Source organism: Rathayibacter sp. AY1E3 (genome assembly GCF_002932235.1).
Taxonomy (GTDB): Bacteria; Actinomycetota; Actinomycetes; order Actinomycetales; family Microbacteriaceae; genus Rathayibacter.
The window spans coordinates 19,746-45,486 of the sequence record NZ_PSVN01000007.1 but is presented as its reverse complement, the minus strand read 5'-3'; the positions used below and the strand labels follow the sequence as shown (position 1 = coordinate 45,486).

Below are 25,741 nucleotides of genomic sequence, written 5' to 3'. Positions count from 1 at the left end.
GGCGTGCCCGTGATCCGCGTCGCCATCGCCGAGGACTCGGTCCTCCTGCGCGAGGGCCTGGTCCGCCTCTTCGAGGACGCGGGGTTCGCCTCCGTCGGCGCCTTCGGGGACGCGGACGCCCTGCTCGCCGATCTGGCGCGGGACCCGGCCGGCGTCGACGTCGCCGTGCTCGACGTCCGGATGCCGCCGACCTTCCGCGACGAGGGCGTCCGCGGGGCGCTGGAGATCCGCCGGCGCTACCCGCAGGTGTCGGTCCTGCTGCTCAGCCAGTACGTCGAGGTCACCTACGCGCAGGAGCTGCTCGGCTCCGGCGACGGCGGACTCGGCTACCTCCTGAAGGACCGGGTCGCCTCCGTGGAGGAGCTGCGCGACGCAGTCGAGCGCGTCGCAGCGGGCGGAACCGTCCTCGACCCGCAGGTCGTCGCCTCGCTCCTGCAGCGCAACCGCGACCCGCTCGCCTCGCTGACCCCGCGGGAGCGGGAGGTGCTGGAGCAGATGGCCCAGGGGCGCACGAACGCGGGCATCGCCTCCGCTCTCTTCGTCGGCGTGGGCGCCGTGGAGAAGAACGTGACCGCGATCTTCCAGAAGCTCGGGCTCGAGGACTCGGGCTCCGACCACCGGCGGGTGCTGGCGGTCCTCGCCTTCCTGCGCGCCGGGCGCTGACCACCGGAGAAGAGGAGAACCCGATGCCGTCGAGTCCTGCGGAGGGCACCCGCGTCCTCGCCCTGACCGGGGGACGCGCCCCGGAGATCGCCGACACCGCGTGGGTCGCTCCGGGCGCCACCGTGATCGGCTCCGTGCGCCTGGGGGAGCGGGCGAGCGTCTGGTACGGCGCCGTCCTGCGCGCCGAGCACGCGCGGATCGAGCTCGGCGCCGGCAGCAACCTCCAGGACGGCGTCGTCGTCCACGTCGACGCCGACTACGACGCGGTCATCGGCGCCGGAGTCTCGGTCGGGCACAACGCCGTGCTGCACGGCTGCACCCTCGAGGACGACGTGCTGGTCGGCATGAGCGCGACCGTCCTGAACGGGGCCGTCGTCGGCACCGGCTCGCTGATCGCCGCGGGCGCCGTCGTCCTCGAGGGGACGGTCGTCCCGCCGGGCTCGCTGGTGGCGGGCGTCCCCGGGAGGGTCCGGCGGGAGCTGACGGAGGAGGAGCGCGAGGGCATCCGCCGGAACGCCGCCTCGTACCTCGCCCTGACGGAGGAGCACCGCGGCGCGGTCGGCTGAGCACGCCCGGAACGACGAAGAGCCCCGGACATCCGGGGCTCTTCGAGAGGAGAGGGGCTGACGAGAATCGAACTCGCATCATCTGTTTGGAAGACAGAGGCTTTACCACTAAGCTACAGCCCCGAATCGCTGGTATGACGACCGCGAACCGGTGCGACCGGGTCTCTCGACCGGGCACCAGGACAGCGTAGTACATCGCGCGAGCACCGTGGACACCCCGGTCGTCCTCCGCCGCGCGGTTCCGGTCGCCGCTGCCGCGGTGCAGTACACTTGCGAAGGCCATTTCGGCGTGTCGCGCAAGCGCACGTGCGGGGACGGCTCGACGAGAGTCTCACGCACGGTGCCCAGGCCCGCGCATCCGGGGCGTAGCTCAGCTTGGCTAGAGCGCCCGCTTTGGGAGCGGGAGGTCGCAGGTTCGAATCCTGTCGCCCCGACCACGAGTACTCATCGTGACGACATCGACCCGTGACGACCGTCATCCGGCGCCGACACCAACCAGCACAGGAGATCCCCTCACGTGAAGACCACGGTAGAACAGCTGAGCCCGACCCGCGTGAAGCTCGCGATTTCGGTCACCCCGGACGAGCTCGGCCCCAGCATCACGCACGCCTACGGCCACATCGCCGAGCAGATCAACGTCCCCGGCTTCCGCAAGGGCAAGGTCCCGCCCGCCATCGTCGACCAGCGCGTCGGCAAGGCCGCGGTGCTCGAGCACGCGGTCAACGAGGGCCTCGACGGCTTCTACCGCGAGGCCGTCCGCGAGACCCAGGTCCGCCCCCTGGGCCGCCCGCAGGCCGACATCGTCGCCTGGCCGAGCGACAAGGACTTCACCGGCGACCTCGAGCTCGCCATCGAGGTCGACGTGCGCCCCGAGATCACCGTCCCGGACTACGACGGCATCGAGCTCACCGTCGAGGCGGCCGAGGTCACCGACGCCGATGTCGACGCCGAGCTGGACAAGCTCCGCAGCCGCTTCGGCACCCTGGTCACCGTGGACCGCCCGGCGAAGACCGGCGACTTCGCGCAGATCGACCTGGTCGCCTCCATCGACGGCGTCGAGGTCGACACCGCCAACGCCATCTCGTACGAGCTCGGCTCGGGCGAGCTGATCGAGGGCATCGACGAGGCGCTCGACTCGCTCACCGCGGGCGAGAGCACCACGTTCACCGCTCCGCTGCTCGGCGGCGACCACGCCGGCGAGCAGGCCGAGATCGCCGTCGCGCTCACCGCCGTCAAGGAGCGCGAGCTCCCCGAGGCCGACGACGACTTCGCGCAGATCGCCAGCGAGTTCGACACCATCGCCGAGCTGCGCGAGTCGCTCAAGGAGCAGGCCGCTCAGCAGAAGACCTTCGGCCAGGGCGGCGAGGCCCGCGAGAAGCTCGTCGAGGCGCTGCTCGCCCTCGTCGAGGTCCCCGTGCCCGCCGGTCTCGTCGAGGACGAGGTGCACCGCCACCTCGAGGGCGAGAACCGCCTCGAGGACGACGAGCACCGCGCCGAGGTCAAGGAGGCCAGCGAGAAGACCTTCAAGACGCAGATCCTCCTCGACCACGTCGTCGAGCAGGAGAAGGTCCAGGTCAGCCAGGACGAGCTCACGCAGTACCTCATCCAGGGTGCGGCGCAGTACGGCATGGAGCCGAACGAGTTCATCAAGATCCTGTCCGAGAACAACCAGATCGGCCAGATGGTCGGCGAGGTCGCCCGCAACAAGGCGCTCGCGATCGTCCTCGGCAAGGCGAAGGTCACCGACACCGAGGGCAACGCCGTCGACCTGACCGCGTTCACCGCGGTCCCCGGTGACGACGAGGCCGTCGAGGCCTCCGACGAGGCCGTCGCCTCGGACGAGACCGAGGTCGCGGAGGAGGCTCAGGCCGCCGCCGACGCCGAGGTCCCCGCCGAGCCCGTCGCCGAGGAGCCCGCCGCCGAGGAGGAGCCCGCCCCGGCCCCCAAGAAGAAGCGCGCGCCGGCCAAGAAGAAGGCCGCCGCTCCCGCCGAGGAGACCCCGGCCGCGGAGTAGTCCCCGCGAGCACGTCAGGAGCCGCCCCCCGATCCGTCGGAGGGCGGCTCCTCTCGTTGGGGGGGGCTCCGGTCCGCCCCGGGCGAACACGGGCGACTCCCGCTCCGCCCCGGGCGAACACGGCCGGATCGGCCTGGCGGCGTCCGATAGATTCGCCTCCGAAGCGACAACTGAAACGGAGCAATACATGGCCGACATGGTTATGCCCAACAGTGTTTTCGACCGCCTGCTCAAGGACCGGATCATCTGGCTCGGTTCCGAGGTGCGCGACGAGAACGCGAACGAGATCGCCGCGAAGCTCCTGCTCCTGGCAGCCGAGGACTCCGAGCGGGACATCTACCTCTACATCAACTCGCCCGGCGGCTCCATCACCGCGGGCATGGCGATCTACGACACGATGCAGTTCGTCCCGAACGACATCGTGACCGTGGGCATCGGGATGGCGGCCTCCATGGGCCAGCTGCTCCTCACCGCCGGAACCCAGGGCAAGCGCTACATCACCCCGAACGCGCGGGTGCTCCTCCACCAGCCGCACGGCGGCTTCGGCGGCACGGCCTCCGACATCCAGACCCAGGCGCAGCTCATCCTCGACATGAAGAAGCGCCTCGCCGAGATCACCGCCAAGGCGACCGGCAAGACCGTCGAGCAGGTCAACGAGGACGGCGACCGCGACCGCTGGTTCAGCGCCGAGGAGGCCCTGGCCTACGGCTTCGTCGACCACATCCGCTCGTCGGCGACCGACGTGGCCGGCGGTGGCGGAACCGCCATCGACGAGTAGTCCAGCGAACGCGCCGAGAGATCAGGAACAGACAATGACCACACCCACCTTCGGCGGAACGGCGTTCGGCTCCGGAGCCGCACCGTCCTCGCGCTACATCCTCCCCACGTTCGAGGAGCGCACGGCCTACGGCTACAAGCGCCAGGACCCGTACGCCAAGCTCTTCGAGGACCGCATCATCTTCCTCGGAGTCCAGGTCGACGACGCCTCCGCGGACGACATCATGGCCCAGCTCCTCGTGCTCGAGAGCCAGGACCCGGACCGCGACATCGTCATGTACATCAACTCGCCCGGTGGCTCCTTCACCGCGATGACGGCGATCTACGACACGATGCAGTACATCCGCCCGCACATCCAGACGGTCGTGCTCGGCCAGGCCGCCTCGGCCGCCGCCGTGCTCACCGCCGCGGGAACGCCCGGCAAGCGCCTCGCGCTGCCGAACGCGCGCATCCTCATCCACCAGCCCGCCGTGCAGCAGGGCGGGGGCCAGGCCTCGGACATCGAGATCCAGGCCGCCGAGATCATGCGCATGCGCGAGTGGCTCGAGGAGACGCTGTCGCACCACTCGAACCGCTCGATCGAGCAGGTCAAGAAGGACATCGACCGCGACAAGATCCTCGGCGCGAGCGACGCGCTCGAGTACGGGCTGATCGACCAGGTGCTCACCAGCCGCAAGAGCCTCCCGGCTCTCACGGCGTAGGGCGTCCAGGAGGGGCCGGGTGGCGGAGCGATCCGCCGCCCGGCCCCTCTCTGCGTCCTCCGTCGCCGTAGCAAAGCGCCACACGAGGCGCAAGGCACGGCGAATCCGGCCCGCCTGCCGAGCCCTCGCGGCTCAGCGGCTAGGCTCGGAGCAGTGTCAGGGGGCTCGTCCCGCTCGCACCGGCCGGAGCTCCGGGCTCCGTTGCACGACCGACCGACGCACGACAGACGCACGACAAGGAAGTGGGGCATCCCCGTGGCACGTATTGGCGAAAGCGCCGACCTGCTGAAGTGCTCCTTCTGCGGCAAGAGCCAGAAGCAGGTCCAGCAGCTCATCGCGGGACCGGGCGTCTACATCTGCGACGAGTGCGTCGAGCTCTGCAACGAGATCATCGAGGAGCGCCTCTCCGAGTCGAGCGAGGAGACGAGCCACGAGTTCGACCTCCCGAAGCCGAAGGAGATCTTCGGCTTCCTCGAGGAGTACGTGATCGGGCAGGAGCAGGCCAAGAAGGCCCTCGCCGTCGCCGTGTACAACCACTACAAGCGCGTGCGGGCCCGCAACACCATCACCGCCGCCGACGCGATCCACGACGAGGTCGAGATCGCCAAGAGCAACATCCTGCTCATCGGCCCCACGGGCTGCGGGAAGACCTATCTCGCCCAGACCCTCGCGAAGCGCCTCAACGTGCCCTTCGCCGTCGCGGACGCCACGGCCCTCACCGAGGCGGGCTACGTCGGCGAGGACGTCGAGAACATCCTCCTCAAGCTCATCCAGGCCGCCGACTACGACGTCAAGCGTGCCGAGACCGGCATCATCTACATCGACGAGGTCGACAAGATCGCGCGGAAGGCCGAGAACCCCTCGATCACGCGCGACGTCTCGGGCGAGGGAGTGCAGCAGGCGCTGCTCAAGATCCTCGAGGGCACCGTCGCCTCCGTGCCCCCGCAGGGCGGGCGGAAGCACCCGCACCAGGAGTTCATCCAGATCGACACGACGAACGTCCTCTTCATCGTCGCCGGCGCCTTCGCCGGACTCGAGGACATCATCTCGTCGCGGGCGGGCAAGCGCGGCATCGGCTTCGGCGCCCCGCTGCACAACAAGGAAGACGAGATCAACATCTTCAGCGAGGTCCTCCCGGAGGACCTGCACAAGTTCGGGCTGATCCCCGAGTTCATCGGGCGCCTCCCCGTCGTCACGACGGTCACGCAGCTCGACCAGGACGCGCTCATGCAGATCCTCACCGAGCCGCGCAACGCGCTCGTGAAGCAGTACCAGCGGATGTTCGAGATCGACGGCGTCGAGCTCGAGTTCGACCGGGGCGCTCTCGAGGCCATCGCGGACCTGGCGGTCCTCCGCCAGACCGGCGCCCGCGGACTGCGCGCGATCCTCGAGGAGGTGCTCGGCCCGATCATGTTCGAGGTGCCCTCCTCGGACGAGGTGGCGCGCGTCGTCGTCACCCGCGCCGCGGTGCTCGACAACGCGGCCCCGACGATCGTGCCCCACGCTCCCCGTCGCCAGGAGAAGAGCGCCTAGTCGCTCCCCGCCCCGCTCTGCCAGTTCACCGCGATTGGCCCGGGGGATCGTCGGGCGAGGCGCTCCTGCTTCCCTAACCTGGCGGAGCGCGCTGACGGCGCGTCCGGTCGCCTCGGTGCCGGTCGATTCCCCGGGAGGCACCGCCATCGTCCAGCCGTTGCTCGCCGGGATCGTCGCCGCCCTGACCGGCTTCTCGAGCTCGTTCGCGATCGTGCTCGCCGGGGTGGTCGCGGTGGGCGCCACCGACGTGCAGGCAGCCTCGGGCCTCCTCGCCGTCTGCGTGCTGCAGGGGGTCCTCTGCATCGTGCTGAGCATCCGCTACCGCGTGCCGATGACCTTCGCCTGGAGCACGCCGGGCGCCGCCCTGCTGGCCGCGACCGCGACGGTCCCCGGTGGTTTCGACCGCGCGGTCGGGGCGTTCCTGGTCGCCTCCGCTCTGCTGGTGGTCACCGGGCTGTGGCCGGCACTCGGGAGGCTCGTCGCGCGCATCCCGCGGCCGCTCGCGAACGCCATGCTCGCGGGCATCCTGTTCCCGCTCGTCCTGGCGCCGGTGCGCGCGGCGATCGAGATCCCCGCGCTCGCGCTGCCGGTGATCCTGCTCTGGCTGCTGCTCCTGCGGCTCCTGCCCCGCTGGGCGGTGCCGGCCGCGATCGCCCTGGCGATCGTGCTGCTGATCGTGACGGACGGCGCGGCACTCGCCGGTGCGCCGCTGCTCCCCGTGCCGCAGTTCGTCGCTCCGGTGTTCGAGATCGGAGCGATGGTCGGGATCGGCCTGCCGCTCTACGTGGTCACCATGGCCGGGCAGAACATCCCGGGCATCGCGGTGCTGACGAGCTTCGGCTTCGCGGCCCACTCGCGTCCCGGGATCGTCTCGACGGGCGCTCTCTCCGGGGTCTCGGCGGTCTTCGGCGGAGTGCCGATCAACTACGCCGCGCTCAGCGCCGCGCTGACCGCGGGTCCCGAGGCCTCGCCGCGGCCGGAGCAGCGCTGGGTCGCCTCGGTCTCGGCGGGCGCCTCCTACCTCGTGCTGGGCGTGTTCGCCGGAGCGGCCGCCGCGCTGGTGTCCTCCGCGAGCCCGCTGCTGATCGAGGCGGTCGCCGGTCTGGCGCTGCTGGGGGTGTTCGTGTCGGCGGTGCAGGCCGCTGTGGAGGACGCGCGGCTGCGGCTGCCGGCGGCGGCGACGCTCCTGGTCACCGCCTCCGGCACGACCATCGCGGGGATCGGATCGGCGTTCTGGGGCCTGGTCGTGGGACTCGTCCTCCTCGCCTGGCTCGTCCCCCGGCGCCGCTAGAGGAGGCCGCGGCGCGCGAGCAGCGGCTCGGTCCGCGCATCCCGCCCGCGGAACGCGCGGTACGCGTCGAGCGGATCGCGGGAGCCGCCGAGCTCGAGCACCCCGCGGCGGAAGCGCTCGCCCGCCGAGCGGTCGAGGCCGCCGTTCTCCTCGAACCACTCGACCGTGTCCGCGTCGAGGATCTCGCTCCAGATGTAGGAGTAGTAGCCCGCGGAGTAGCCGCCGGAGAAGACGTGCGCGAAGTACGTGCTGCGGTAGCGGGGCGGCACGGCGGTGAGGAGGAGGCCCGCGCCGTCGAGCACGTCGCGCTCGAAGGCGGCCGCGTCGCGCGGCTCGACCGGGGCCGGCAGGGAGTGCCAGGCGAGGTCGAGCAGGGCGGACGCCAGGTACTCGCTCGTCGCGAAGCCCTCGCCCCACAGCGCGGACGCCTCGAGGCGCTCGACGGTCCCCGCGGGCAGGGCCTCGCCGGTCTCGACGTGGCGGGCGTACTCGGCGAGGAGCCCGGGGCGGCGCACCCACGTCTCGTTCACCTGGCTCGGGAACTCGACGAAGTCCCGGAACACCGCGGTACCGGCGAAGCGCGGGTACCGCGTGCTCGCGAACAGGCCGTGCAGGGCGTGCCCGAACTCGTGGAAGAGCGTCTCCACCTCGTCGAGGCTGAGAAGGGCGGGCTCGCCCGGGCCCGGAGCCGACAGGTTCAGGTTGTTCACGACGACGGCGGAGTCGCCGAGCAGCGAGGTGCGGCTGGACAGGGAGTTCATCCACGCCCCGCCGCGCTTCGAGTCGCGGGTGAAGGGATCGAGCAGGAACAGGCCCAGCGGGGTCCCGTCCTCCTCGTGCACCTCGAACACGCGGACGTGCTCGCTGTAGCCGGCCAGGTCGCTCCGCTCCGAGAAGCGGACGCCGTAGAGACCGGTGGCGGCGGCGAACACGCCGTGCCGGAGCACCCGCTCCAGCTCGAAGAAGGGACGCAGTGCGCTGGAGTCGACGGAGTAGCTCTCCGACCGCACGCGCTCCTCGTAGTAGGCACGATCCCACGCCTCGATCGTGAAGCGCGGCGCTCCGGCGGCGTCCTGCTCGGCGTCGGCGGAGGCCTGCATCCGCTCGAGCTCGATCCTCGCGTTCCGGGCGGCGGGAGCGGCGAGCTCGTGCAGCAGCGACAGGACGCGCTCCGGCGAGCCCGCGGTCTGGCCCGAGATCACGAACTCGGCGTGCGAGGCCGCGCCCAGCAGAGCTGCGCGCTCGGCCCGCAGCGCGACGATTCGCTGCAGGGTCGCGGTGGTGTCGTGCGGCCCGCCCTCCGCACCGCGGCCGACAGAGGCGCGCAGGACGCGCTCGCGGACGCCGCGGTCGCGCAGACGCGCGAGCCAGGGGTGTCCGGAGTAGAGGGGCAGGGTGATCAGCCAGCCGTCGACGCCGCGGTCGGCGGCGGCGCGCGCGGCGGCCGAGACGTCGGACTCGTCGAGCCCGTCGAGGCCGGCGACGTCGTCGAGGAGGACGGCCCGGTCGTTCGACTCGGCGAGCAGATACTTCTCGAAGCGCGTGGTCAGGGTCGACAGCTGCTCGTTCAGCTCGCCGAGCCGTGCCTTCCCTGCGTCGTCGAGGAGCGCACCGGAGCGCTCGAACCCGGTGATCCTCCGTTCAAGGAGGTAGGCCGTCTCGGCGTCGAGGTCGAGCTCCGTCGACTGCTCGGCGAGAGCGCGGAGACGGGCGAACAGGCGCGGGTCGAGGCTGATCGCATCGCTGTGGGCCGAGAGCAGCGGAGCGAGCTCGGCCTCCAGAGCGTCGGTGAGCGGAGTGCGGTCGGAGGCGGCGACAGTGAAGAAGACGGCGCTCACCCGGCGCAGCTCGCGGCCCGCCCGCTCGAGGGCGACGAGGGTGTTCTCGACGGTCGGCGGCTCGGAGGCGCCGGCGATCGCGTCGATCTCGCCGCGGTGCCGGCGGAGGGCCTCGAGGAACGCCGGGCGGTAGGCCTCGGGGTCGACGGCGGCGAAGTCGGGGAGCCCGTGGGGGAGTCCGCTCGGCTCGATCAGGACGGCGACGGGATCGGGAGCGCTCATCCTGCGAGCCTAGAGCGCGAGCGGGGGAGAGGGCTCCGGCTCAGGATCGCAGGACGCGCGCGCTCACCGGGCTCGGCGACCGCGCCGCGAAGGGGCGTCAGCCCCAGTCGTCGTCGTCCTCGCCCTCCACGCGGCCCTGCGGCTGCGTGATGTAGGCAGCGTCCTCGGCGGGACGGTAGGTGATCGTCGTGCCGTCGTCGAGTTCGAGGACGGGCCTGCCCTCGAGCCAGGTGAGCGTCCAGCGCCAGTCGGCGGTCGCCGTGCCGGCCGCGGCGAGCTCGCCCTCGACGTCGCCGATGGCGGTGACGACGATCTCGGGGAGGGTCTGCGGCGGCACCTGGCCGACCGACCAGCGGGTTCCGAGCTGCATGGGAGGGGTCCTCTCGACGGTGGGGAGGGAGGCGGGACGGTTCCCGCCCCCCGGGAGCGGCGCTACGCCTCGGTCTCGAGCTCGATGCCGACCGCGAGGGCGTCGCCCTCGGCGAAGTCGAGCGTCGCGATCCTGCCGACGGCCGCGAGGTCTCCCGCGGCGAGTCGGAGAGACTCGACGAGCTCGGCGGGCGCCGTCACCAGGGCGGAGCGGGCCGGCGTCTTCTGCGAGGCCTTCGCATCGGTCTTCGCGCGCCGGATGGCCGTGAGGACGGAGCTCGCCGCGGCCAGGACGGCGGGGTCGCCGCCCAGGCCCTCGACGGCCGGCCAGGGGCGCAGGTGCACCGAGTCGTCGTGCGACCACGACCAGGTCTCCTCCGTCGCGAACGGCAGGAACGGCGCGAACAGGCGCTGGAGGACGTCGAGCGCCCGGTGCAGGGCGGCCGCGGCGGACGCGCCGTCCTCGCTGTACGCGCGCTCCTTCACCAGCTCCAGGTAGTCGTCGCAGAACGTCCAGAAGAACGCCTCCGTCGTCTCGAGGGCGCGGGCGTGGTCGTAGTTCTCGAGCGCCGTCGTCGCGTCGGCGACCACGGTGTCGAGGGTGGCCAGCATGCTGAGGTCGAGAGGGTCGGTGACCTCGGCGCCCTCGGCGAGAGGGAAGCCGTGGATGAACTTCGCCGCGTTGAGGATCTTGATCGCCAGTCGGCGGCCGATCTTGATCTGCGTCGGGTTCTGCGGGTCGAAGGCCGCGTCGGTGCCCAGGCGCGAGGAGGCGGCCCAGTAGCGGACCGCGTCCGAGCCGTGCTGCTCGAGCATCGCGGCGGGAGTGACCACGTTGCCCTTCGACTTCGACATCTTCTTGCGGTCGGGGTCGACGATGAAGCCGGAGACGGTCGCCGTGCTCCACGGGGCGCGGCCGTCCTCGAGCTGCGAGCGCAGGAGGGTCGAGAAGAGCCAGGTGCGGATGATGTCCTGGCCCTGCGGGCGCAGGTCGTAGGGAGCGACCAGCTGCCAGAGCTCGTCGTCCCGCTCCCAGCCGCCCGCGAGCTGCGGGGTCAGCGAGGAGGTCGCCCAGGTGTCCATCACGTCGAGCTCGCCCTGGAAGCCGCCCGCCGCTCCGCGCTGGTCCTCCGTGTAGCCGGGGGCCGGGTCGCTGGAGGGATCCACCGGCAGCGCCGCCTCGTCCGGCACGATCGGGGAGTCGAAGACGGGGTTGCCGTCGCCGTCGAGCGGGTACCACACCGGGATCGGCACGCCGAAGAAGCGCTGGCGCGAGATCAGCCAGTCGCCGGAGAGGCCGTTCACCCAGTTCTCGTAGCGGACGCGCATGAACTCCGGCACGAAGCGCACGTCGCGGCCGAGCTCCAGCAGGCGCTCCTTGAGCACCGCGTCGCGAGCGCCGTTGCCGATGTACCACTGGCGGGTCGACACGATCTCGAGCGGCTTGTCGCCCTTCTCGAAGAACTTGACCTGGTGCGTGACGGGGCGCGGGTCGCCGACCATCTCGCCGGACTTCTTCAGCAGCGCCACGACGGCCTGCTTCGCGGAGAAGACGGTCTTGCCGGCGAGCTGCTCGTAGGCGGCGCGGCCCGCGTCGCTCGTGATCGCGGCGGGAGCCTCCGAGATCAGGCGGCCGTCGAAGCCGATGATCGCGCGGTTGGGCAGGTCGAGCTCGCGCCACCAGACCACGTCCGTGATGTCGCCGAAGGTGCAGATCATCGCGATGCCCGAGCCCTTGTCCTTCTGCGCGAGGTGGTGCGCGAGCACCGGGACCTCGACGTCGAAGAGCGGCGTGCGGACGGTGGTGCCGAACAGCGCCTGGTAGCGCTCGTCGTCGGGGTGCGCGACGAGGGCGACGCAGGCGGGCAGCAGCTCGGGACGGGTCGTCTCGATGAAGACGTCCTCGCCGCCGTCGCGGTGGAAGCCGAGGCGGTGGTAGGCGCCGGGCTGGTCCTTGTCCTCGAGCTCCGCCTGGGCGACGGCGGTCCGGAAGGTGATGTCCCAGAGCGTCGGGGCCTGCGCCTGGTAGGCCTCGCCGCGGGCGAGGTTGCGGAGGAAGGCGCGCTGCGAGGCGGCCTGCGACTCGTCGCCGATGGTCCGGTAGCTCTGCGACCAGTCGACGGACAGGCCGAGGGCCCGCCAGACGTCCTCGAACTGCTTCTCGTCCTCGACGGTGAGGCGCTCGCACAGCTCGACGAAGTTGCGGCGCGAGATCGGCTTCTGGTCGGCGGCCTTGCTGCTCTTGTTGTCGCCGCCCTCGAACGGAGGCGTGAAGCCGGGCTCGTAGGGGAGCGTCGGGTCGCAGCGCACACCGTAGTAGTTCTGCACGCGGCGCTCGGTGGGCAGGCCGTTGTCGTCCCAGCCCATCGGGTAGAAGACGCTCTTGCCGCGCATCCGCTGGAACCGCGCGACGACGTCGGTGTGCGTGTAGGAGAAGACGTGCCCGATGTGCAGCGACCCGGAGGCGGTGGGCGGCGGGGTGTCGATCGAGTAGACGTCGGCGCGGGTGAGGCCGGTGCGGTCGAACCGGTAGGTCCCGTCGGTCTGCCAGCGGAGGCCCCACGTGCCCTCCAGACCCTCGAGGGCGGGCTTCGCGGGGAGGCGGTCGGCGAGGGTCATGATGCTCCGGTTCGCTATGGGCGGCACCGTGTCGGTGGTGATGGTGCCTGGATGGGGGCTCCGGGGCGAGTCGCCCGCCGGCCGCAACGATTCTACCGGAGCGGCGGGAGCCGGGTCAGTCGACGACGGGGGTGAAGCCGGCGCGGACGGGCGCGAGCGCCTCGTCGAGATAGGGCACGAGCTCGCCGCGGGTGGGGCCCGCCGCGGCCCACGCCTGCACGGCCGCCACCGCGGCTCCGACGCTCGCGTAGGCGATGGCGCGCGAGAGATGCGAGGGCAGCGGGCGCGCGCTCCGCTCCTCCACGAAGCGGGCGATGACGGCCGCCTGCCGGGCGAGGCGGCCTAGGGCCGACGCCTGCAGCTCGTGGACGCTGCCGATCATGTCGGACTGGGTGAGCACCCACGGCACCGTCGCGGGTCCGAAGCCGGAGCCGATCGCGAGCAGCGCGTCGCCGAGCGCGTCCATCACCGGCGCCTCTGCCGCCGTCTCGGCCAGCGCCTCCGGGAGCTCGGCCAGCCGGTCGTCGACCAGCACCCAGAAGACGTCGCTCTTGGACTCGAAGTAGTTGAAGAAGGTGTTGCGCGAGACCCCCGCCCGCTGGGCGATCTGCTCGATCGTCGTGCCCGCGTAGCTCTGCTCGACGAAGAGGTCCAGTGCGGCGTCCTCGAGCATGGACCGCGACGACGCGCGGGGCCGTCCGCGCTGCACTCCTCGCACCATGACCCGCTCCTGCTCCGCTTCCGCCGACGCGCTAGGATAGCGCCGGACGACTTCGACCCGGCCATCACCGGTGAGTCTCCGGAAGAACGGCGCCGGCTCCGGCCTGCGCCCAGTAGACCCGGACGGGTGCGGCCCGTGACAGCCGATCGAGTGGGAACGCGTCAGCGGGCACTCCTCCGGGAGCGACCGGCCGACCGGTCCAAGCGAGGTGGTACCGCGACCCGGCCCGGGGTCTGAGATCCGGGCGGGCCGTCCTCGTGCAGACCAGCAGCACTGCCAGGAGACCGCACGTGACCTACCCCCTGACCCCGCCCACCCCGCACGGAGCCGAGCCCGCCGAGGGCTCCGCGTTCGGCCGGGGCGTGTCCCCGTCGCCGCGCTTCCCCGAGATCGAGGAGCGCGTGCTCGCGTACTGGAAGGCGGACGACACCTTCCAGGAGTCGATCCGGCAGCGCGAGGGAGCGCCGGAGTGGGTCTTCTACGACGGCCCGCCCTTCGCCAACGGCCTGCCGCACTACGGGCACCTCCTCACCGGCTACGCCAAGGACGTCTTCCCCCGCTTCGAGACGATGCGCGGTCGGCAGGTGCACCGCCGCTTCGGCTGGGACACCCACGGCCTGCCCGCCGAGCTCGAGGCGGAGCGGCAGCTCGGCATCACCGACAAGTCCCAGATCGAGGAGATGGGCGTCGCGGCCTTCAACGCCGCCGCGAAGGAGTCGGTGCTGCGCTACACCGGGGAGTGGCAGGACTACGTCACCCGCCAGGCGCGCTGGGTCGACTTCGACGACGACTACAAGACGCTCGACCCCACCTTCATGGAGTCGGTGATCTGGGCGTTCAAGCAGCTCTACGACAAGGGCCTCGCCTACGAGGGCCACCGCGTGCTGCCGTACTGCTGGCGCGACCAGACGCCGCTCTCGAACCACGAGCTGCGGATGGACGACGACGTCTACAAGATGCGGCAGGACCAGACGGTCACCGTCACCTTCCCGCTGGTCGGCGAGACGGCGGAGGCGCTCCAGCTGACGGCGGTCCGCGCTCTCGCGTGGACGACGACGCCGTGGACGCTGCCGACGAACCTCGCGCTCGCCGTCGGGCCCGACATCGAGTACGCGGTCGTCCCCGCCGGCCCGAACGGCGCGGCCGACGGCAGGGGCGAGCCCGAGGAGCGCGAGCTCTCGGCCGAGTACCTGCTTGCCATCGACCAGGTCGGCGCCTACGCGAAGGACCTCGGCTATCCGGACGCGGAGTCGGCCCTGGCCGCCGTCTCGCGCACCCACCGCGGCTCCGAGCTCGAGGGGATCAGCTACGACCGCCTCTGGGACCACTACGCGGACACCGAGGCCTGGGGCACGCAGAACGCGTGGCGCATCCTCGTCGCCGACTACGTGACCACCAGCGAGGGCACCGGCATCGTGCACCAGGCGCCCGCCTACGGCGAGGACGACCAGAAGGTCTGCGAGGCGGCGGGCATCCCCGTCATCATCTCGGTCGACGACGGCGGCCGCTTCCTGCCGCAGATCAGCGAGGTCGCCGGCCTCCAGGTCTTCGACGCGAACAAGCCCCTCACACAGCTCCTGCGCGCGGGCCACCGGCTGCTCCGCCAGGCGAGCTACGAGCACTCGTACCCGCACTGCTGGCGCTGCCGCAATCCGCTGATCTACAAGGCGGTCTCGAGCTGGTTCGTCCGCGTCACCGCGATCCGCGACCGCATGGAGGAGCTCAACCAGGAGATCACCTGGGTTCCCGAGAACGTCAAGGACGGCCAGTTCGGCAAGTGGCTCTCGGGCGCGCGCGACTGGTCCATCAGCCGCAACCGCTACTTCGGCTCGCCGATCCCGGTGTGGAAGAGCGACGACCCGGAGTACCCGCGGATCGACGTCTACGGCTCGCTGGACGAGCTGGAGCGCGACTTCGGCGTGCGCCCGGACGACCTGCACCGGCCGTTCATCGACGAGCTGACCCGCCCGAACCCCGACGACCCGACCGGGCGCTCGACGATGCGCCGGATCAGCGACGTCCTCGACGTCTGGTTCGACTCCGGATCGATGCCCTTCGCCCAGGTGCACTACCCGTTCGAGAACGCGGACTGGTTCGACACCCACAACCCGGCCGACTTCATCGTCGAGTACATCGGGCAGACGCGCGGCTGGTTCTACACGCTGCACGTGCTCTCCACCGCGCTCTTCGACCGCCCGGCGTTCCGCAACGTGGTCAGCCACGGCATCGTGCTGGGCAACGACGGGCAGAAGATGTCCAAGTCGCTGCGCAACTACCCGGACGTGGCCGAGGTCTTCGACCGCGACGGCTCCGACGCCATGCGCTGGTTCCTGATGTCGAGCCCGGTCCTCCGGGGCGGCAACCTCGTCGTGACGGAGGAGGGCATCCGCGAGGGCGTCCGCCAGGTGCTGCTGCCGCTGTGGAGCACCTGGTACTTCTTCTCCCTCTACGCCAACGCCTCGGCGGGCGGCGGCTACGAGGCGACCAGGCGCACCGGCTCCGAGGACGTCCTCGACCGCTACCTGCTGGCCAAGACCCGCGATCTGGTCGAGACCGTGACCGGCCGGCTCGAGGCGCTGGACTCCACGCTCGCGGCCGCCGCGCTCCGCGACTTCAGCGACGTGCTCACGAACTGGTACGTGCGCCGCTCCCGCGACCGCTTCTGGCAGGGCGTCGACGAGGACGGCCGCGGATCGGAGGCGTTCGACACGCTCTACACGGTCCTCGAGACCGTGTGCCGCGTCGCCGCCCCGCTCCTGCCTCTCGTCACGGAGCAGATCTGGCAGGGCCTGACCGGCGGCCGCAGCGTCCACCTCACCGACTGGCCGGAGGCGGACGAGTTCCCCGCCGACCCGGCGCTCGTGCACGCGATGGACGCGGTCCGCGGCATCTCGTCCACCGCGCTCTCCCTCCGCAAGCAGGCCGGGCTCCGCGTCCGCCTGCCGCTCGCGCGCCTGACCGTGGTGGTCGCCGACGCCGCCGAGCTCGCGCCGTTCGAGGCGATCCTCCGCGACGAGCTGAACGTGAAGGAGGTGTCGCTGGTGCCGCTGGTCGACTCCAGCGCCGCCGACTACGGCGTCACCTCCCGTCTCGCGGTCAACGCGCGCGTCGCCGGGCCCCGGCTCGGCAAGGGCGTGCAGACCGTGATCAGGGCCGCCAAGGCCGGCGACTGGAGCGAGACGGACGGTGTCGTCACCGCCGGCGGCGTCGAGCTGGTCGAGGGCGAGTACGAGCTCACGCTCGAGGTCGGCGGCTCGGCCGGCGACGACCGCGCCATCGCCCTGCTCCCGCGCGGGGGCTTCGTGCTCCTCGACACGGCGACCACCCCCGAGCTCGAAGCGGAGGGGCTCGCCCGCGACCTCATCCGCGCGGTGCAGGACGCCCGCAAGGCGGCCGGGTTCGAGGTCAGCGACCGGATCGTCCTGGAGGTCGTGCTCGACGAGCCGAGCCTGCAGGCGCTCGAGCCGCACGCGCTCTGGATCGCGGAGGAGACCCTCGCGACCGGATGCGCGTTCACTCCGCTCACCACGGCTCTCGAGGGCGGCGAGGGCGCGATCGCCGTCGGCCCCGCGGGCACCGCCATCATCCGCGTCGAGAAGGTCGAGGCCGCCGATGTCTGATCCGTTCGAGCCGGACGACGCCGACCGCGCGGCCGCCGACGCCGTCTACGCCGCGCTGCTGGAGCGCCTGGGCGAGGCGAGCGTCCGCCCGCGCCTCGCTCCGACCCGGCGCGCCGTCGAGATCCTCGGCGACCCGCAGCGGGCCTACCCGGTGATCCAGATCGCCGGAACCAACGGCAAGACCTCGACCAGCCGGATGATCGAGAGTCTGCTGCGCGCCCACGGGCTGCGGGTGGGCCTGTTCACCAGTCCGCACCTCGAGCGCTTCAACGAGCGCATCGTCATCGACGGAGAGCCGATCTCGGACCGGAGCCTCGCCGACAACTGGCAGGACGTCGAGCCGTACCTGCGGATGACCGACGCCGAGCTGGCCGAGCAGGGCGAGGCGCCGCTGTCCTTCTTCGAGGCGATCACCGTCCTGGCCTACGCGGCCTTCGCCGACGCGCCGGTCGATGTGGCCGTCGTCGAGGTGGGGATGGGCGGCGAGTGGGACTCGACGAACGTCGCCGACGCGCAGGTCGCCGTCTTCACGCCGATCGCCCTCGACCACACCGACCGCCTCGGCTCGACGATCGAGGAGATCGCGCGCACCAAGTCGGGCATCGTCAAGCCGCTCGCCTCGGTGGTCTCCGCGAGGCAGGTCCCGGAGGCGGAGGCGGTGCTGCGGCACGCGGCCGAGGCCACCGAGTCGACGATCGTCGTCGAGGGGGCGGAGTTCGACGTCGAGTCGACGACCGTCGCCGTCGGCGGCCAGGTCGTCACCGTCCGGGGACTCGTCACCACGTACGAGCAGCTGCTGCTGCCGTTCTTCGGCGACCACCAGGCCGAGAACGCCGCCGTGGCCGTCGCCGCGGTCGAGACGTTCCTGGGAGGCGGGACGCAGGAGCTCACCGGCGACGTCCTCGACGAGGGCTTCGCCGCCGCGACCTCCCCGGGCCGCCTGCAGCTCGTCGGACTCGCTCCGCGCACCGTCGTCGACGCGGCGCACAACCCGCACGGTGCCGCGTCCCTCGCCGCCGCTCTCGGCCGCTACTTCGACTTCGACCGCGTGACGGCCGTCCTCGGCGTGCTGGCCGAGAAGGACGCCGAGGGGATCCTCCGGGAGCTCCGCCCCGTGGTGGACGAGCTGATCGTGACCACGGCGCCGAGCGATCGGGCGATGCCCGCCGAGGAGCTCGCCGCGCTCGCCCGCACCGTGTTCCCGGAGGAGGCGGTCCGCGTCGCCGACGACCCGCTCGGTGCTCTCACGGCCGGCCGCGTCCTCGCGGCGCGCACCGACAAGGGCGCTCTGCTGGTCACGGGCTCGATCACCCTCGTCGGCCGCACGATCACTGCGGCCCGCGACGAGAACTGGCTGGGCGCGTGAGGGCCGGACGCCCGCGGCGCTCGCGGACCGTCCGGGAGAGCCTCGGCTCGATCGTGCTCGGCTTCGAGGCGGTCATCGTCTTCCTCGCCACCCTGGTCGCCTTCGGGCTGAAGGCGGCCGACCCCGTGGTCGTGCTGGTCGGGGGAGCGGTGGTCTGCCTCGCGCTCGTCGCCACTCTGGGCCTGCTGGACCGGCCGGTCGGCTTCCGCATCGGCTGGGTGCTCCAGTTCGTTATCGTGGCCTCGGGCCTGCTGGTCCCGATCATGTACGTGATCGGCGCCGCCTTCGTGGCGCTGTGGACGTACTGCATGGTGACCGGCACCCGCCTCGACGCTCAGACGCGCCGGGCGGCGGAGCCCACCGACCCCACCGAAGGAGACCGCTGAACCATGGCCACCCAGGAGACCCTCGTCCTCGTCAAGCCCGACGGCGTCGCCCGCAACCTCACCGGCGAGATCCTCCGCCGCATCGAGGCGAAGGGCTACTCCCTCGTCGACGTGAAGCTCGTCGAGGCCGACCGCGAGCTGCTCGCCGCCCACTACGCCGAGCACGAGGGCAAGCCCTTCTACGAGCCGCTCGTCGAGTTCATGGAGAGCGGCCCGATCATCGCCCTGCGCATCGCGGGCGACCGCGTGATCGAGGGCTTCCGCGCGCTCGCCGGCACCACCGACCCGACCACGGCCGCTCCCGGCACCATCCGCGGCGACCTCGGCCGCGACTGGGGCCTCAAGGTCCAGCAGAACCTCGTGCACGGGTCCGACTCCGAGGAGTCGGCCGCGCGCGAGCTCGGCCTCTGGTTCGCCTGAGCCGCTCGGCCGCCTGCCTCTGACGACGTCCGTCAGAGGTAGGCGAGCACGTTCAGCCTCACCTGCGCGATCACCGCGATCAGCAGGTAGCAGAGCAGCGTGATGAACGGGACCCAGCTGTAGGCGGCACCGGCGAAGCGGCGCACCCCTGCGGGGACGGGGAACACGCCCTCACGGAGGTTGCGGAGTGTCACCAGCCAGAAGCCCGGGATGACGACGGCCCAGGTGAGCATGCACCAGGGGCAGAGGGTTCCGAGCGCGAAGACGCTCGTCGCGATGAGCCAGCCCACGAACACCAGGGCCAGCAGGAAGCCGACGTTGAAGGCCGCCCAGAACCACCGGTCGAACCGGGCGCCCGCGAGCAGGCCCAGCCCCACCACGATCGGCGCGATCCAGGCCGCCAGGCCGATGAGAGGGTTCGGGAAGCCGAAGACCGCGCCCTGCGCCGAGTTCAGGTTCGCACTGCACTGCACCAGCAGGCTGAAGTCGCAGCCGAGGCCCGCATCCGGGTTCTCGAGAGCGGCGAACTTGTCGTTCGTGAGGGCGAAGGCGGCGGTCCAGCCGATCACGCCGAGGACGATCAGCAGGACGGCGAAGACGACGGGGCGCTGCTGGGTGGGGGCGTCGCGCACCCCGGGATCGCTGGACACCGGGGGATTATGGCACGCGCCGGATCGGCGCCTCTGGGAATGCGTGCGATAATCGGAGCCGTCGGTCCGGGGGACCCCGCATCGACGCGAAGAAGGTTTACCGGGCGAGTACCGGGCCACAGGAGATCGACAGCGTTCCGCGAATGGACGCGCCGGATCTCCGCTCCGCCGGGAGTCGACCGCAGGTCGCACCGCGGAGGAGCGCGTGTCGGATAGTCAGTTCCGAGAGTGCAGCTGCAACCGGAGTCCCGCGCCACGAGCGCGACGGGACCGGGGGAGCGGAAGGATTCGCGGCGGGCCGAGGCCCCTCGCACGAGAGAAGCATCCGGGAAGACGACGCGGCGGACGACCCGGCCGAGGAGTGCACCAGGAATGGTGGAAGACAACAGTACGAGCGGATCCGATCGGGACCGCGACGAGCCCCGCAGCGGGGCCAGGAAGATCAGCCGCCTCTTCGGTGGCCGCCGGGCTACCCGGCGGACCGAGTCGAGCGCGCCAGCGACAGGGGAGACGATCATCGACAGCAACGAGACCGACCAGACCGGAGCCGAGGGCACCGAGCTGCCCGAGACCGGGAGCGCCGCGGAGGCGGCCGAGCCGTCGACGTCGACGGGCGCGGTGTTCTTCAACGCCCTCCCGCAGACTCCAGGCGCCGAGCAGGAGGAGCCGCGACGGCCCGCACTGCCGAGCCCGTCGCTGCTGTTCCAGGCGCCGGTCCTGCCCGACTACGTCGAGCTGGCTCCGCTGCCTCCCCGCGGTGCGCCGCTGGGCGTCCAGGAGGAGCGCGAGAGCCCGGCCGAGGAGCAGGGCTCCGTCCGCCGCCGCTCGCGCCGCCGCAGCGGCGAGAGCGAGAGGTCCGGCTCCGACGACCCCGAGAACACCGTCTTCCGGGTCCGCCAGCCGCGCGAGCAGCGCGAGGCCCGCGAGCCCGAGCTCATCACCGAGCCGCAGCGCATCAAGGGCTCGACCCGCCTCGAGGCCAAGAAGCAGCGCCGCCGCGACGGCCGCGACGCCGGCCGGCGCCGCACGGTCGTCACCGAGTCCGAGTTCCTCGCCCGCCGGGAGGCCGTCGACCGCGTCATGGTCGTCCGCTCGAAGGAGGACAGCATCCGCATCGGCGTGCTCGAGGACGGCGTCCTCGCCGAGCACTACGTCGCCCGCTCGCAGGAGGCGTCGCTCATCGGCAACGTCTACCTCGGCCGCGTGCAGAACGTCCTCCCGAGCATGGAGGCCGCCTTCGTCGACATCGGACGCGGGCGCAACGCCGTGCTCTACTCCGGCGAGGTCGACTGGGACGCCGCGAACAACGCCGGCGGCCCCCGCCGGATCGAGCTCGCGCTCAAGCCCGGCGACCGGGTCCTCGTCCAGGTCACGAAGGACCCCGTCGGCCACAAGGGCGCCCGTCTCACGAGCCAGATCTCGCTCCCCGGCCGCTACCTCGTCTACGTGCCCAACGGCTCGATGAACGGCATCTCGCGGAAGCTCCCGGACACCGAGCGCGCCCGCCTGAAGAAGATCCTCAAGGAGGTGCTGCCCGAGAACGTGGGCGTCATCGTCCGGACCGCGGCCGAGGGCGCCACGGAGGAGCAGCTGACCGTCGACGTCGAGCGCCTGACCGCGCAGTGGACGGCTCTCAGCGCGAAGGCCGCGACCGGGCAGGCTCCCGCTCTCCTGCACAGCGAGCCGGACCTGCTGATCAAGATCGTCCGCGACGTCTTCAACGAGGACTTCGAGAAGATGGTCATCGCAGGCGACGACGCCCGCGAGACCATCGAGCTCTACCTCAGCCAGGTCGCCCCCGATCTGCTCGAGCGCGTCGAGGTCTACACGGGTGACAAGGACGCGTTCGACGAGTTCCGCATCACGGAGCAGATCGAGAAGGCGCTGGAGCGCAAGGTGTGGCTGCCCAGCGGCGGCTCGCTCGTGATCGACCGCACCGAGGCGATGACCGTGGTCGACGTCAACACCGGCAAGTTCGTCGGCTCGGGCGGGAACCTCGAGGAGACGGTCACGAAGAACAACCTGGAGGCGGCCGAGGAGATCGTCCGCCAGCTGCGCCTGCGCGACATCGGCGGCATCATCGTCGTCGACTTCATCGACATGGTGCTCGAGTCCAACCGCGACCTCGTGCTCCGCCGCCTGGTCGAGTGCCTGAGCCGCGACCGGACGAAGCACCAGGTCGCCGAGGTCACCTCGCTCGGCCTCGTGCAGATGACCCGCAAGAAGCTGGGCCTGGGCCTGCTCGAGACCTTCAGCGAGAACTGCGAGATCTGCGCCGGACGCGGCGTCATCGTCCACCACGACCCCGTGCTCAAGCACCGGTCGACCGCCGCTCCGCAGCAGGAGCAGCGCCGCCGGGGCAAGGGCGGCGAGCAGCAGCCCGCCGCCTCCGGGCGCTCGAACGGCGGGCAGAACGGACAGGGCGCGCCGGCGACCAAGCCGGTCAGCACCCACGCCATCACGGACGACGCGAAGAACGCGCTCGCGCAGATCGCCGCCAGCACCATCCACCCCCAGGCCGTGCGCCAGGCGGCGGAGGAGGCGGCCGCGCTGGTCGAGGACGCCGCCGAGACCGTCGAGGCCATGGCGCCGGAGGAGTCCGCCACGGCTCCCGAGGAGCAGCCGTCCGAGCCGAGTCGTCGCGGCGAGCGTCCCGCCCGGGGCGAGCGCCGTCGTCGCAGCCGCGACCGCGAGCCGCGCCAGGAGGCCGCCGAGACGGCGTCCGTCGAGTCGGCTCCCGTCGAGACCCCGGTCGAGGAGGAGATCGAGCCGGCCGTTGCCGCGCCGATCCTCGACATCCCGATCGCGCCGGTCACGCCTCCGCGCCGCGTCCGCAGCGAGGTCGCCGAGCACCTGCTCGACTCCGTGCTCGACGCTCTGCCGGCCCCGAAGCAGCCCGGCCAGGGCCGTGCGAAGAGCCGTCGCGTCACGACGGCCGCGCTCACCGGAGTCGCGGTCATCCCCGAGCAGACCCCGCGCCGCGCCGACCAGTAGCGCGACCCGGTGTCAGGAGGGCCCGGTGCCCGGCGAGAGCCGGCGCCGGGCCCTCTCGGCGTCCCGGTCGCGCCCGCGGACGCGGAGCCCGCTCCGCCTCAGCCGCTCGACCAGCTCCCGCGCGCCGACGGGGACCGCGCCCGCGGCGACGAGCTCGTCGATCCGCTCGTCGGGCACGTCGTAGTGGTCCAGGTCGAAGCCGCGCTCGGGCACGCCGAGACGGCGCGCGAAGTCGTGGAGCTCCTCGAGCGAGACGTCGCTCACGAGGTGCGCCCACAGCCGGCCGTGCGCCGGCCAGCGCGCGGCGTCGACGAGGATGGCCATTCCCCGATCGTAGGCGGCGCGCCGTCCGTCCACGCGCCTCCTCCTCGACTATCGTGACGGGGTCGCCGGTCGGGTGGACACGGCTTCGCAGTCGTGTGCGTTTGACCGTGGAGCGCGGATCCCGTACTCTTGACCGTTGGTGTGGCGCGATCCATGTGCTCACGCAGATTTCCGTTGTCGCTCCGCCCCTCACGGGGCGCGGGCCGCGGTGCCGGTTCCCTCGTGTCGTGAGGAGACGGGTACGAACCGGAAGACCGGGGCTCAGCCCCGTCCCTACAAGCCCCGGACGAGGCCTCCGCTCCGTCCAGACGAGAAACAGGTACGAGAAGTGGTTTACGCAGTTGTGCGCGCCGGCGGTCGGCAGGAGAAGGTCGAGGTCGGCACCATCGTGACGATGGACCGCGTCAAGGCCGACGAGAACGGCACCGTGCAGCTTCCTGCCGTGCTGCTCGTCGACGGTGAGTCGATCACCTCGGACGCGGCGACCCTCGCGGGCGTCACCGTCACCGCCGAGGTGCTCGAGGACCTCCGCGGTCCGAAGATCATCATCCAGAAGTTCAAGAACAAGACCGGTTACAAGAAGCGCCAGGGGCACCGTCAGGACCTCACGCGCGTCAAGGTCACTGGCATCAAGTAGTCCTGCAAAGGAATTGAGCTGACCTGCGGAGCGAGCCATCGCCCTGCAGGGCAACAGCACGGGGCTGCGGCCCCCCGGTCTCGAGGAGATGAGAAATGGCACACAAGAAGGGCGCGAGCTCCACTCGCAACGGTCGCGACTCGAACGCGCAGCGTCTCGGCGTCAAGCGCTTCGGCGGCCAGGTCGTGAACGCGGGCGAGATCATCGTCCGCCAGCGCGGCACGCACTTCCACCCCGGCGCGAACGTCGGACGCGGTGGCGACGACACCCTGTTCGCCCTCTCGGCGGGCGCTGTCGAGTTCGGCAGCAAGGGCGGCCGCAAGGTCGTCAACATCGTGGCGGCCGCCCAGTAGGGTCGACCTCCTCGGCCGAACAGGCACAGGACGCAAGGGGCGGGCTTCGGCTCGCCCCTTGCGCGTTTACCGGGGCACAGCCCCCCGGCGCCGGCATCCCGGCGCCGCACGCACTCACGGACGGATTCACACCATGGTCACCTTCGTCGACAACGTCACGCTGCATCTGCGTGCCGGCCACGGCGGCAACGGCTGCGTCTCCGTCCGTCGCGAGAAGTTCAAGCCGCTCGCCGGCCCCGACGGCGGCAACGGCGGGCACGGGGGCGACATCGTCCTCGTCGCCGACCCGCAGACGACGACGCTGCTCGCCTACCACCGCCACCCGCACCGCAGCTCCGAGAACGGCGGTCCCGGCATGGGCGACCACCGCGCGGGCGGGAACGGCGAGCTCATGGAGCTCCCCGTCCCGGTCGGCACGGTCGTCAAGTCGCCGGACGGCGACCAGCTGATCGACATGGACGAGCCCGGCCTCCGGTTCGTCATCGCTCCGGGCGGGCAGGGCGGGCTCGGGAACGCCTCTCTCGCCACCACGAAGCGCAAGGCGCCCGGCTTCGCGCTGCTCGGCACGCCGGGCTGGGAGGGCGACGTCGTCCTCGAGCTGAAGACCGTCGCGGACGTCGCGCTCGTCGGATTCCCCTCGGCGGGCAAGTCGAGCCTCGTCGCGGCGATCTCGGCGGCCAAGCCGAAGATCGCGGACTACCCGTTCACGACCCTCGCGCCCAACCTCGGCGTCGTGCAGGCGGGGGAGTCGCGCTTCACCGTCGCCGACGTGCCCGGTCTCATCGAGGGCGCGAGCGAGGGCAAGGGCCTGGGCCTGGAGTTCCTCCGCCACGTCGAGCGCTGCACCGCCCTCGTCCACGTGCTCGACTGCGCCACGCTCGAGCCCGGCCGCGACCCGCTGACCGACCTCGACATCATCCTCGGGGAGCTGGCGGCGTACCCCGTCGGCGACGGACAGGTGCCGCTGATCGAGCGGCCGCAGCTGATCGCGCTCAACAAGGTCGACGTGCCCGAGGCCCAGGAACTGGCCGACTTCGTCCGGGCCGACCTCGAGGGCCGCGGCTACCGCGTGTTCGAGATCTCGACGGTGAGCCACTCGGGACTCCGCCAGCTGACGTTCGCCCTCGCCGAGATCGTCGAGAAGCACCGCCTCGAGCTCGCCGCCGTGCCGCGGGTGGAGCGCATCACCATCCGCCCCCGCGCCGTGGACGAGAAGGACTTCGAGATCCGGGTCGAGGGCGGCTCGTACGGCAACGTGTACCGGGTCCTGGGCACCAAGCCCGTGCGCTGGGTCGCGCAGACCGACTTCACGAACGACGAGGCCGTCGGCTTCCTCGCCGACCGCCTGGCCAAGCTCGGAGTCGAGAACGGCCTGTTCTCGGCTGGAGCGGTCGCGGGCTCCACCGTCGTCATCGGCCCCGGCGACGGCGTCGTCTTCGACTGGGAGCCGACCCTCACCTCGACGGCCGAGCTCATCACCGCGCCCCGCGGAACGGACCTCCGCCTCGAGGACAACCGGCGCAAGACCCGCAACGAGCGTCGCGAGGACTACTTCGAGCGGATGGACGCCAAGGCCGAGGCCCGCGCGGAGCTCGAGCGCGAGCGCCAGGGCGGCGTCTGGCGCGTCGCCGACGAGGGCGACGGCACGGAGGCCGGCGAGGAGAGCTGACTCCCGCC

General features: G+C 71.6%; 21 protein-coding genes and 2 tRNA genes. 16 read left to right on the top strand and 7 right to left on the bottom strand.

Features of this window, described 5'->3' with window-relative positions; all coding sequences use genetic code 11:
* The first annotated feature begins 3 nt into the window (after positions 1–3).
* Together C5C53_RS07640 and C5C53_RS07635 are read left to right on the top strand one after the other, a co-directional pair.
* Positions 4–663 (top strand): response regulator transcription factor, encoded by a 660-nt coding sequence (locus C5C53_RS07640; protein WP_104223696.1) that lies wholly within the window; start codon positions 4–6, stop codon positions 661–663.
* Positions 664–686: 23 nt separating this feature from the next.
* A complete protein-coding gene (locus C5C53_RS07635) occupies positions 687–1,229 on the top strand; it encodes a gamma carbonic anhydrase family protein (protein ID WP_104267228.1) in 543 nt (180 codons plus the stop codon).
* A 52-nt stretch (positions 1,230–1,281) separates the two neighbouring features.
* On the opposite strand, the gene C5C53_RS07630 is transcribed toward C5C53_RS07635, so the two are convergent.
* Positions 1,282–1,352 (bottom strand) — tRNA-Gly (locus C5C53_RS07630).
* Between the two features lie 236 nt (positions 1,353–1,588).
* Here C5C53_RS07630 and C5C53_RS07625 point away from each other — a divergent pair.
* The 6 genes from C5C53_RS07625 (at position 1,589) to C5C53_RS07600 (ending at position 7,545) form a co-directional block, all read left to right on the top strand.
* A tRNA-Pro gene (locus C5C53_RS07625) sits at positions 1,589–1,666 on the top strand.
* Positions 1,667–1,746: 80 nt separating this feature from the next.
* Positions 1,747–3,243 (top strand): trigger factor, encoded by a 1,497-nt coding sequence (gene tig, locus C5C53_RS07620; protein WP_104267227.1) that lies wholly within the window; start codon positions 1,747–1,749, stop codon positions 3,241–3,243.
* A 187-nt stretch (positions 3,244–3,430) separates the two neighbouring features.
* The gene (locus tag C5C53_RS07615) at positions 3,431–4,021 is read left to right on the top strand and encodes an ATP-dependent Clp protease proteolytic subunit (protein ID WP_097165884.1); all 591 of its coding nucleotides are present in this window, start codon (positions 3,431–3,433) and stop codon (positions 4,019–4,021) included.
* Between the two features lie 34 nt (positions 4,022–4,055).
* Positions 4,056–4,721 (top strand): ATP-dependent Clp protease proteolytic subunit, encoded by a 666-nt coding sequence (locus C5C53_RS07610; RefSeq protein ID WP_068253282.1) that lies wholly within the window; start codon positions 4,056–4,058, stop codon positions 4,719–4,721.
* Between the two features lie 255 nt (positions 4,722–4,976).
* Positions 4,977–6,254: an ATP-dependent Clp protease ATP-binding subunit ClpX gene (clpX, locus tag C5C53_RS07605; RefSeq protein WP_104247278.1), complete on the top strand. Its 1,278-nt coding sequence runs from the start codon at positions 4,977–4,979 to the stop codon at positions 6,252–6,254.
* 115 nt (positions 6,255–6,369) lie between these two features.
* The gene (locus tag C5C53_RS07600; RefSeq protein ID WP_104267226.1) at positions 6,370–7,545 is read left to right on the top strand and encodes a benzoate/H(+) symporter BenE family transporter; all 1,176 of its coding nucleotides are present in this window, start codon (positions 6,370–6,372) and stop codon (positions 7,543–7,545) included.
* Here the strand turns inward: C5C53_RS07600 and C5C53_RS07595 are convergent.
* The 4 genes from C5C53_RS07595 to C5C53_RS07580 form a co-directional block, all read right to left on the bottom strand.
* Positions 7,542–9,605 (bottom strand): M3 family metallopeptidase, encoded by a 2,064-nt coding sequence (locus C5C53_RS07595; RefSeq protein ID WP_104267225.1) that lies wholly within the window; start codon positions 9,603–9,605, stop codon positions 7,542–7,544. The two genes, C5C53_RS07600 and C5C53_RS07595, sit on opposite strands and share 4 nt — an antisense overlap.
* A 97-nt stretch (positions 9,606–9,702) precedes the next feature.
* Positions 9,703–9,975 (bottom strand): hypothetical protein, encoded by a 273-nt coding sequence (locus C5C53_RS07590; RefSeq protein WP_104223690.1) that lies wholly within the window; start codon positions 9,973–9,975, stop codon positions 9,703–9,705.
* A 62-nt stretch (positions 9,976–10,037) separates the two neighbouring features.
* A complete protein-coding gene (valS, locus tag C5C53_RS07585; RefSeq protein WP_104267224.1) occupies positions 10,038–12,593 on the bottom strand; it encodes a valine--tRNA ligase in 2,556 nt (851 codons plus the stop codon).
* A 115-nt stretch (positions 12,594–12,708) separates the two neighbouring features.
* On the bottom strand, positions 12,709–13,314 hold the full coding sequence (locus tag C5C53_RS07580; RefSeq protein ID WP_104226722.1) for a TetR/AcrR family transcriptional regulator: 606 nt from the start codon (positions 13,312–13,314) through the stop codon (positions 12,709–12,711).
* 290 nt (positions 13,315–13,604) lie between these two features.
* On the opposite strand from C5C53_RS07580, the gene ileS reads away from it, so the two are divergent.
* Genes ileS through ndk form a run of 4 tightly spaced genes read left to right on the top strand, consistent with a single transcriptional unit; the run spans position 13,605 to position 19,106 of the window.
* The gene (gene ileS / locus C5C53_RS07575; protein WP_374954336.1) at positions 13,605–16,934 is read left to right on the top strand and encodes an isoleucine--tRNA ligase; all 3,330 of its coding nucleotides are present in this window, start codon (positions 13,605–13,607) and stop codon (positions 16,932–16,934) included.
* A complete protein-coding gene (locus C5C53_RS07570; RefSeq protein ID WP_104223687.1) occupies positions 16,927–18,300 on the top strand; it encodes a folylpolyglutamate synthase/dihydrofolate synthase family protein in 1,374 nt (457 codons plus the stop codon). Before ileS ends, C5C53_RS07570 begins: the two co-directional genes overlap by 8 nt.
* Positions 18,297–18,686, top strand: a complete 390-nt coding sequence (locus tag C5C53_RS07565) for a DUF4233 domain-containing protein (protein WP_258068871.1) — start codon at positions 18,297–18,299, stop codon at positions 18,684–18,686. Before C5C53_RS07570 ends, C5C53_RS07565 begins: the two co-directional genes overlap by 4 nt.
* A gap of 3 nt (positions 18,687–18,689) precedes the next feature.
* On the top strand, positions 18,690–19,106 hold the full coding sequence (ndk, locus tag C5C53_RS07560) for a nucleoside-diphosphate kinase (protein WP_104267223.1): 417 nt from the start codon (positions 18,690–18,692) through the stop codon (positions 19,104–19,106).
* A gap of 32 nt (positions 19,107–19,138) precedes the next feature.
* Here ndk and C5C53_RS07555 read toward each other — a convergent pair whose 3' ends face one another.
* Positions 19,139–19,756 (bottom strand): vitamin K epoxide reductase family protein, encoded by a 618-nt coding sequence (locus tag C5C53_RS07555; protein WP_258075391.1) that lies wholly within the window; start codon positions 19,754–19,756, stop codon positions 19,139–19,141.
* A gap of 372 nt (positions 19,757–20,128) precedes the next feature.
* On the opposite strand from C5C53_RS07555, the gene C5C53_RS07550 reads away from it, so the two are divergent.
* A complete protein-coding gene (locus C5C53_RS07550; RefSeq protein WP_104267221.1) occupies positions 20,129–22,750 on the top strand; it encodes an Rne/Rng family ribonuclease in 2,622 nt (873 codons plus the stop codon).
* Between the two features lie 12 nt (positions 22,751–22,762).
* Here the strand turns inward: C5C53_RS07550 and C5C53_RS07545 are convergent, their stop codons facing one another.
* Positions 22,763–23,074, bottom strand: a complete 312-nt coding sequence (locus tag C5C53_RS07545) for a DUF4031 domain-containing protein (RefSeq protein ID WP_104254915.1) — start codon at positions 23,072–23,074, stop codon at positions 22,763–22,765.
* 328 nt (positions 23,075–23,402) lie between these two features.
* Between C5C53_RS07545 and rplU the strand changes: the two genes are divergently transcribed.
* The 3 genes from rplU to obgE all read left to right on the top strand — a co-directional run bounded on the left by rplU (position 23,403) and on the right by obgE (position 25,733).
* Positions 23,403–23,711: a 50S ribosomal protein L21 gene (gene rplU, locus C5C53_RS07540; RefSeq protein ID WP_104223682.1), complete on the top strand. Its 309-nt coding sequence runs from the start codon at positions 23,403–23,405 to the stop codon at positions 23,709–23,711.
* A gap of 95 nt (positions 23,712–23,806) precedes the next feature.
* Positions 23,807–24,064: a 50S ribosomal protein L27 gene (gene rpmA / locus C5C53_RS07535; protein ID WP_068209107.1), complete on the top strand. Its 258-nt coding sequence runs from the start codon at positions 23,807–23,809 to the stop codon at positions 24,062–24,064.
* A gap of 133 nt (positions 24,065–24,197) precedes the next feature.
* Entirely contained in the window at positions 24,198–25,733 is a 1,536-nt protein-coding gene (gene obgE, locus C5C53_RS07530; RefSeq protein WP_104223681.1) for a GTPase ObgE, read from the top strand.
* The last annotated feature ends 8 nt before the right edge of the window (positions 25,734–25,741 follow it).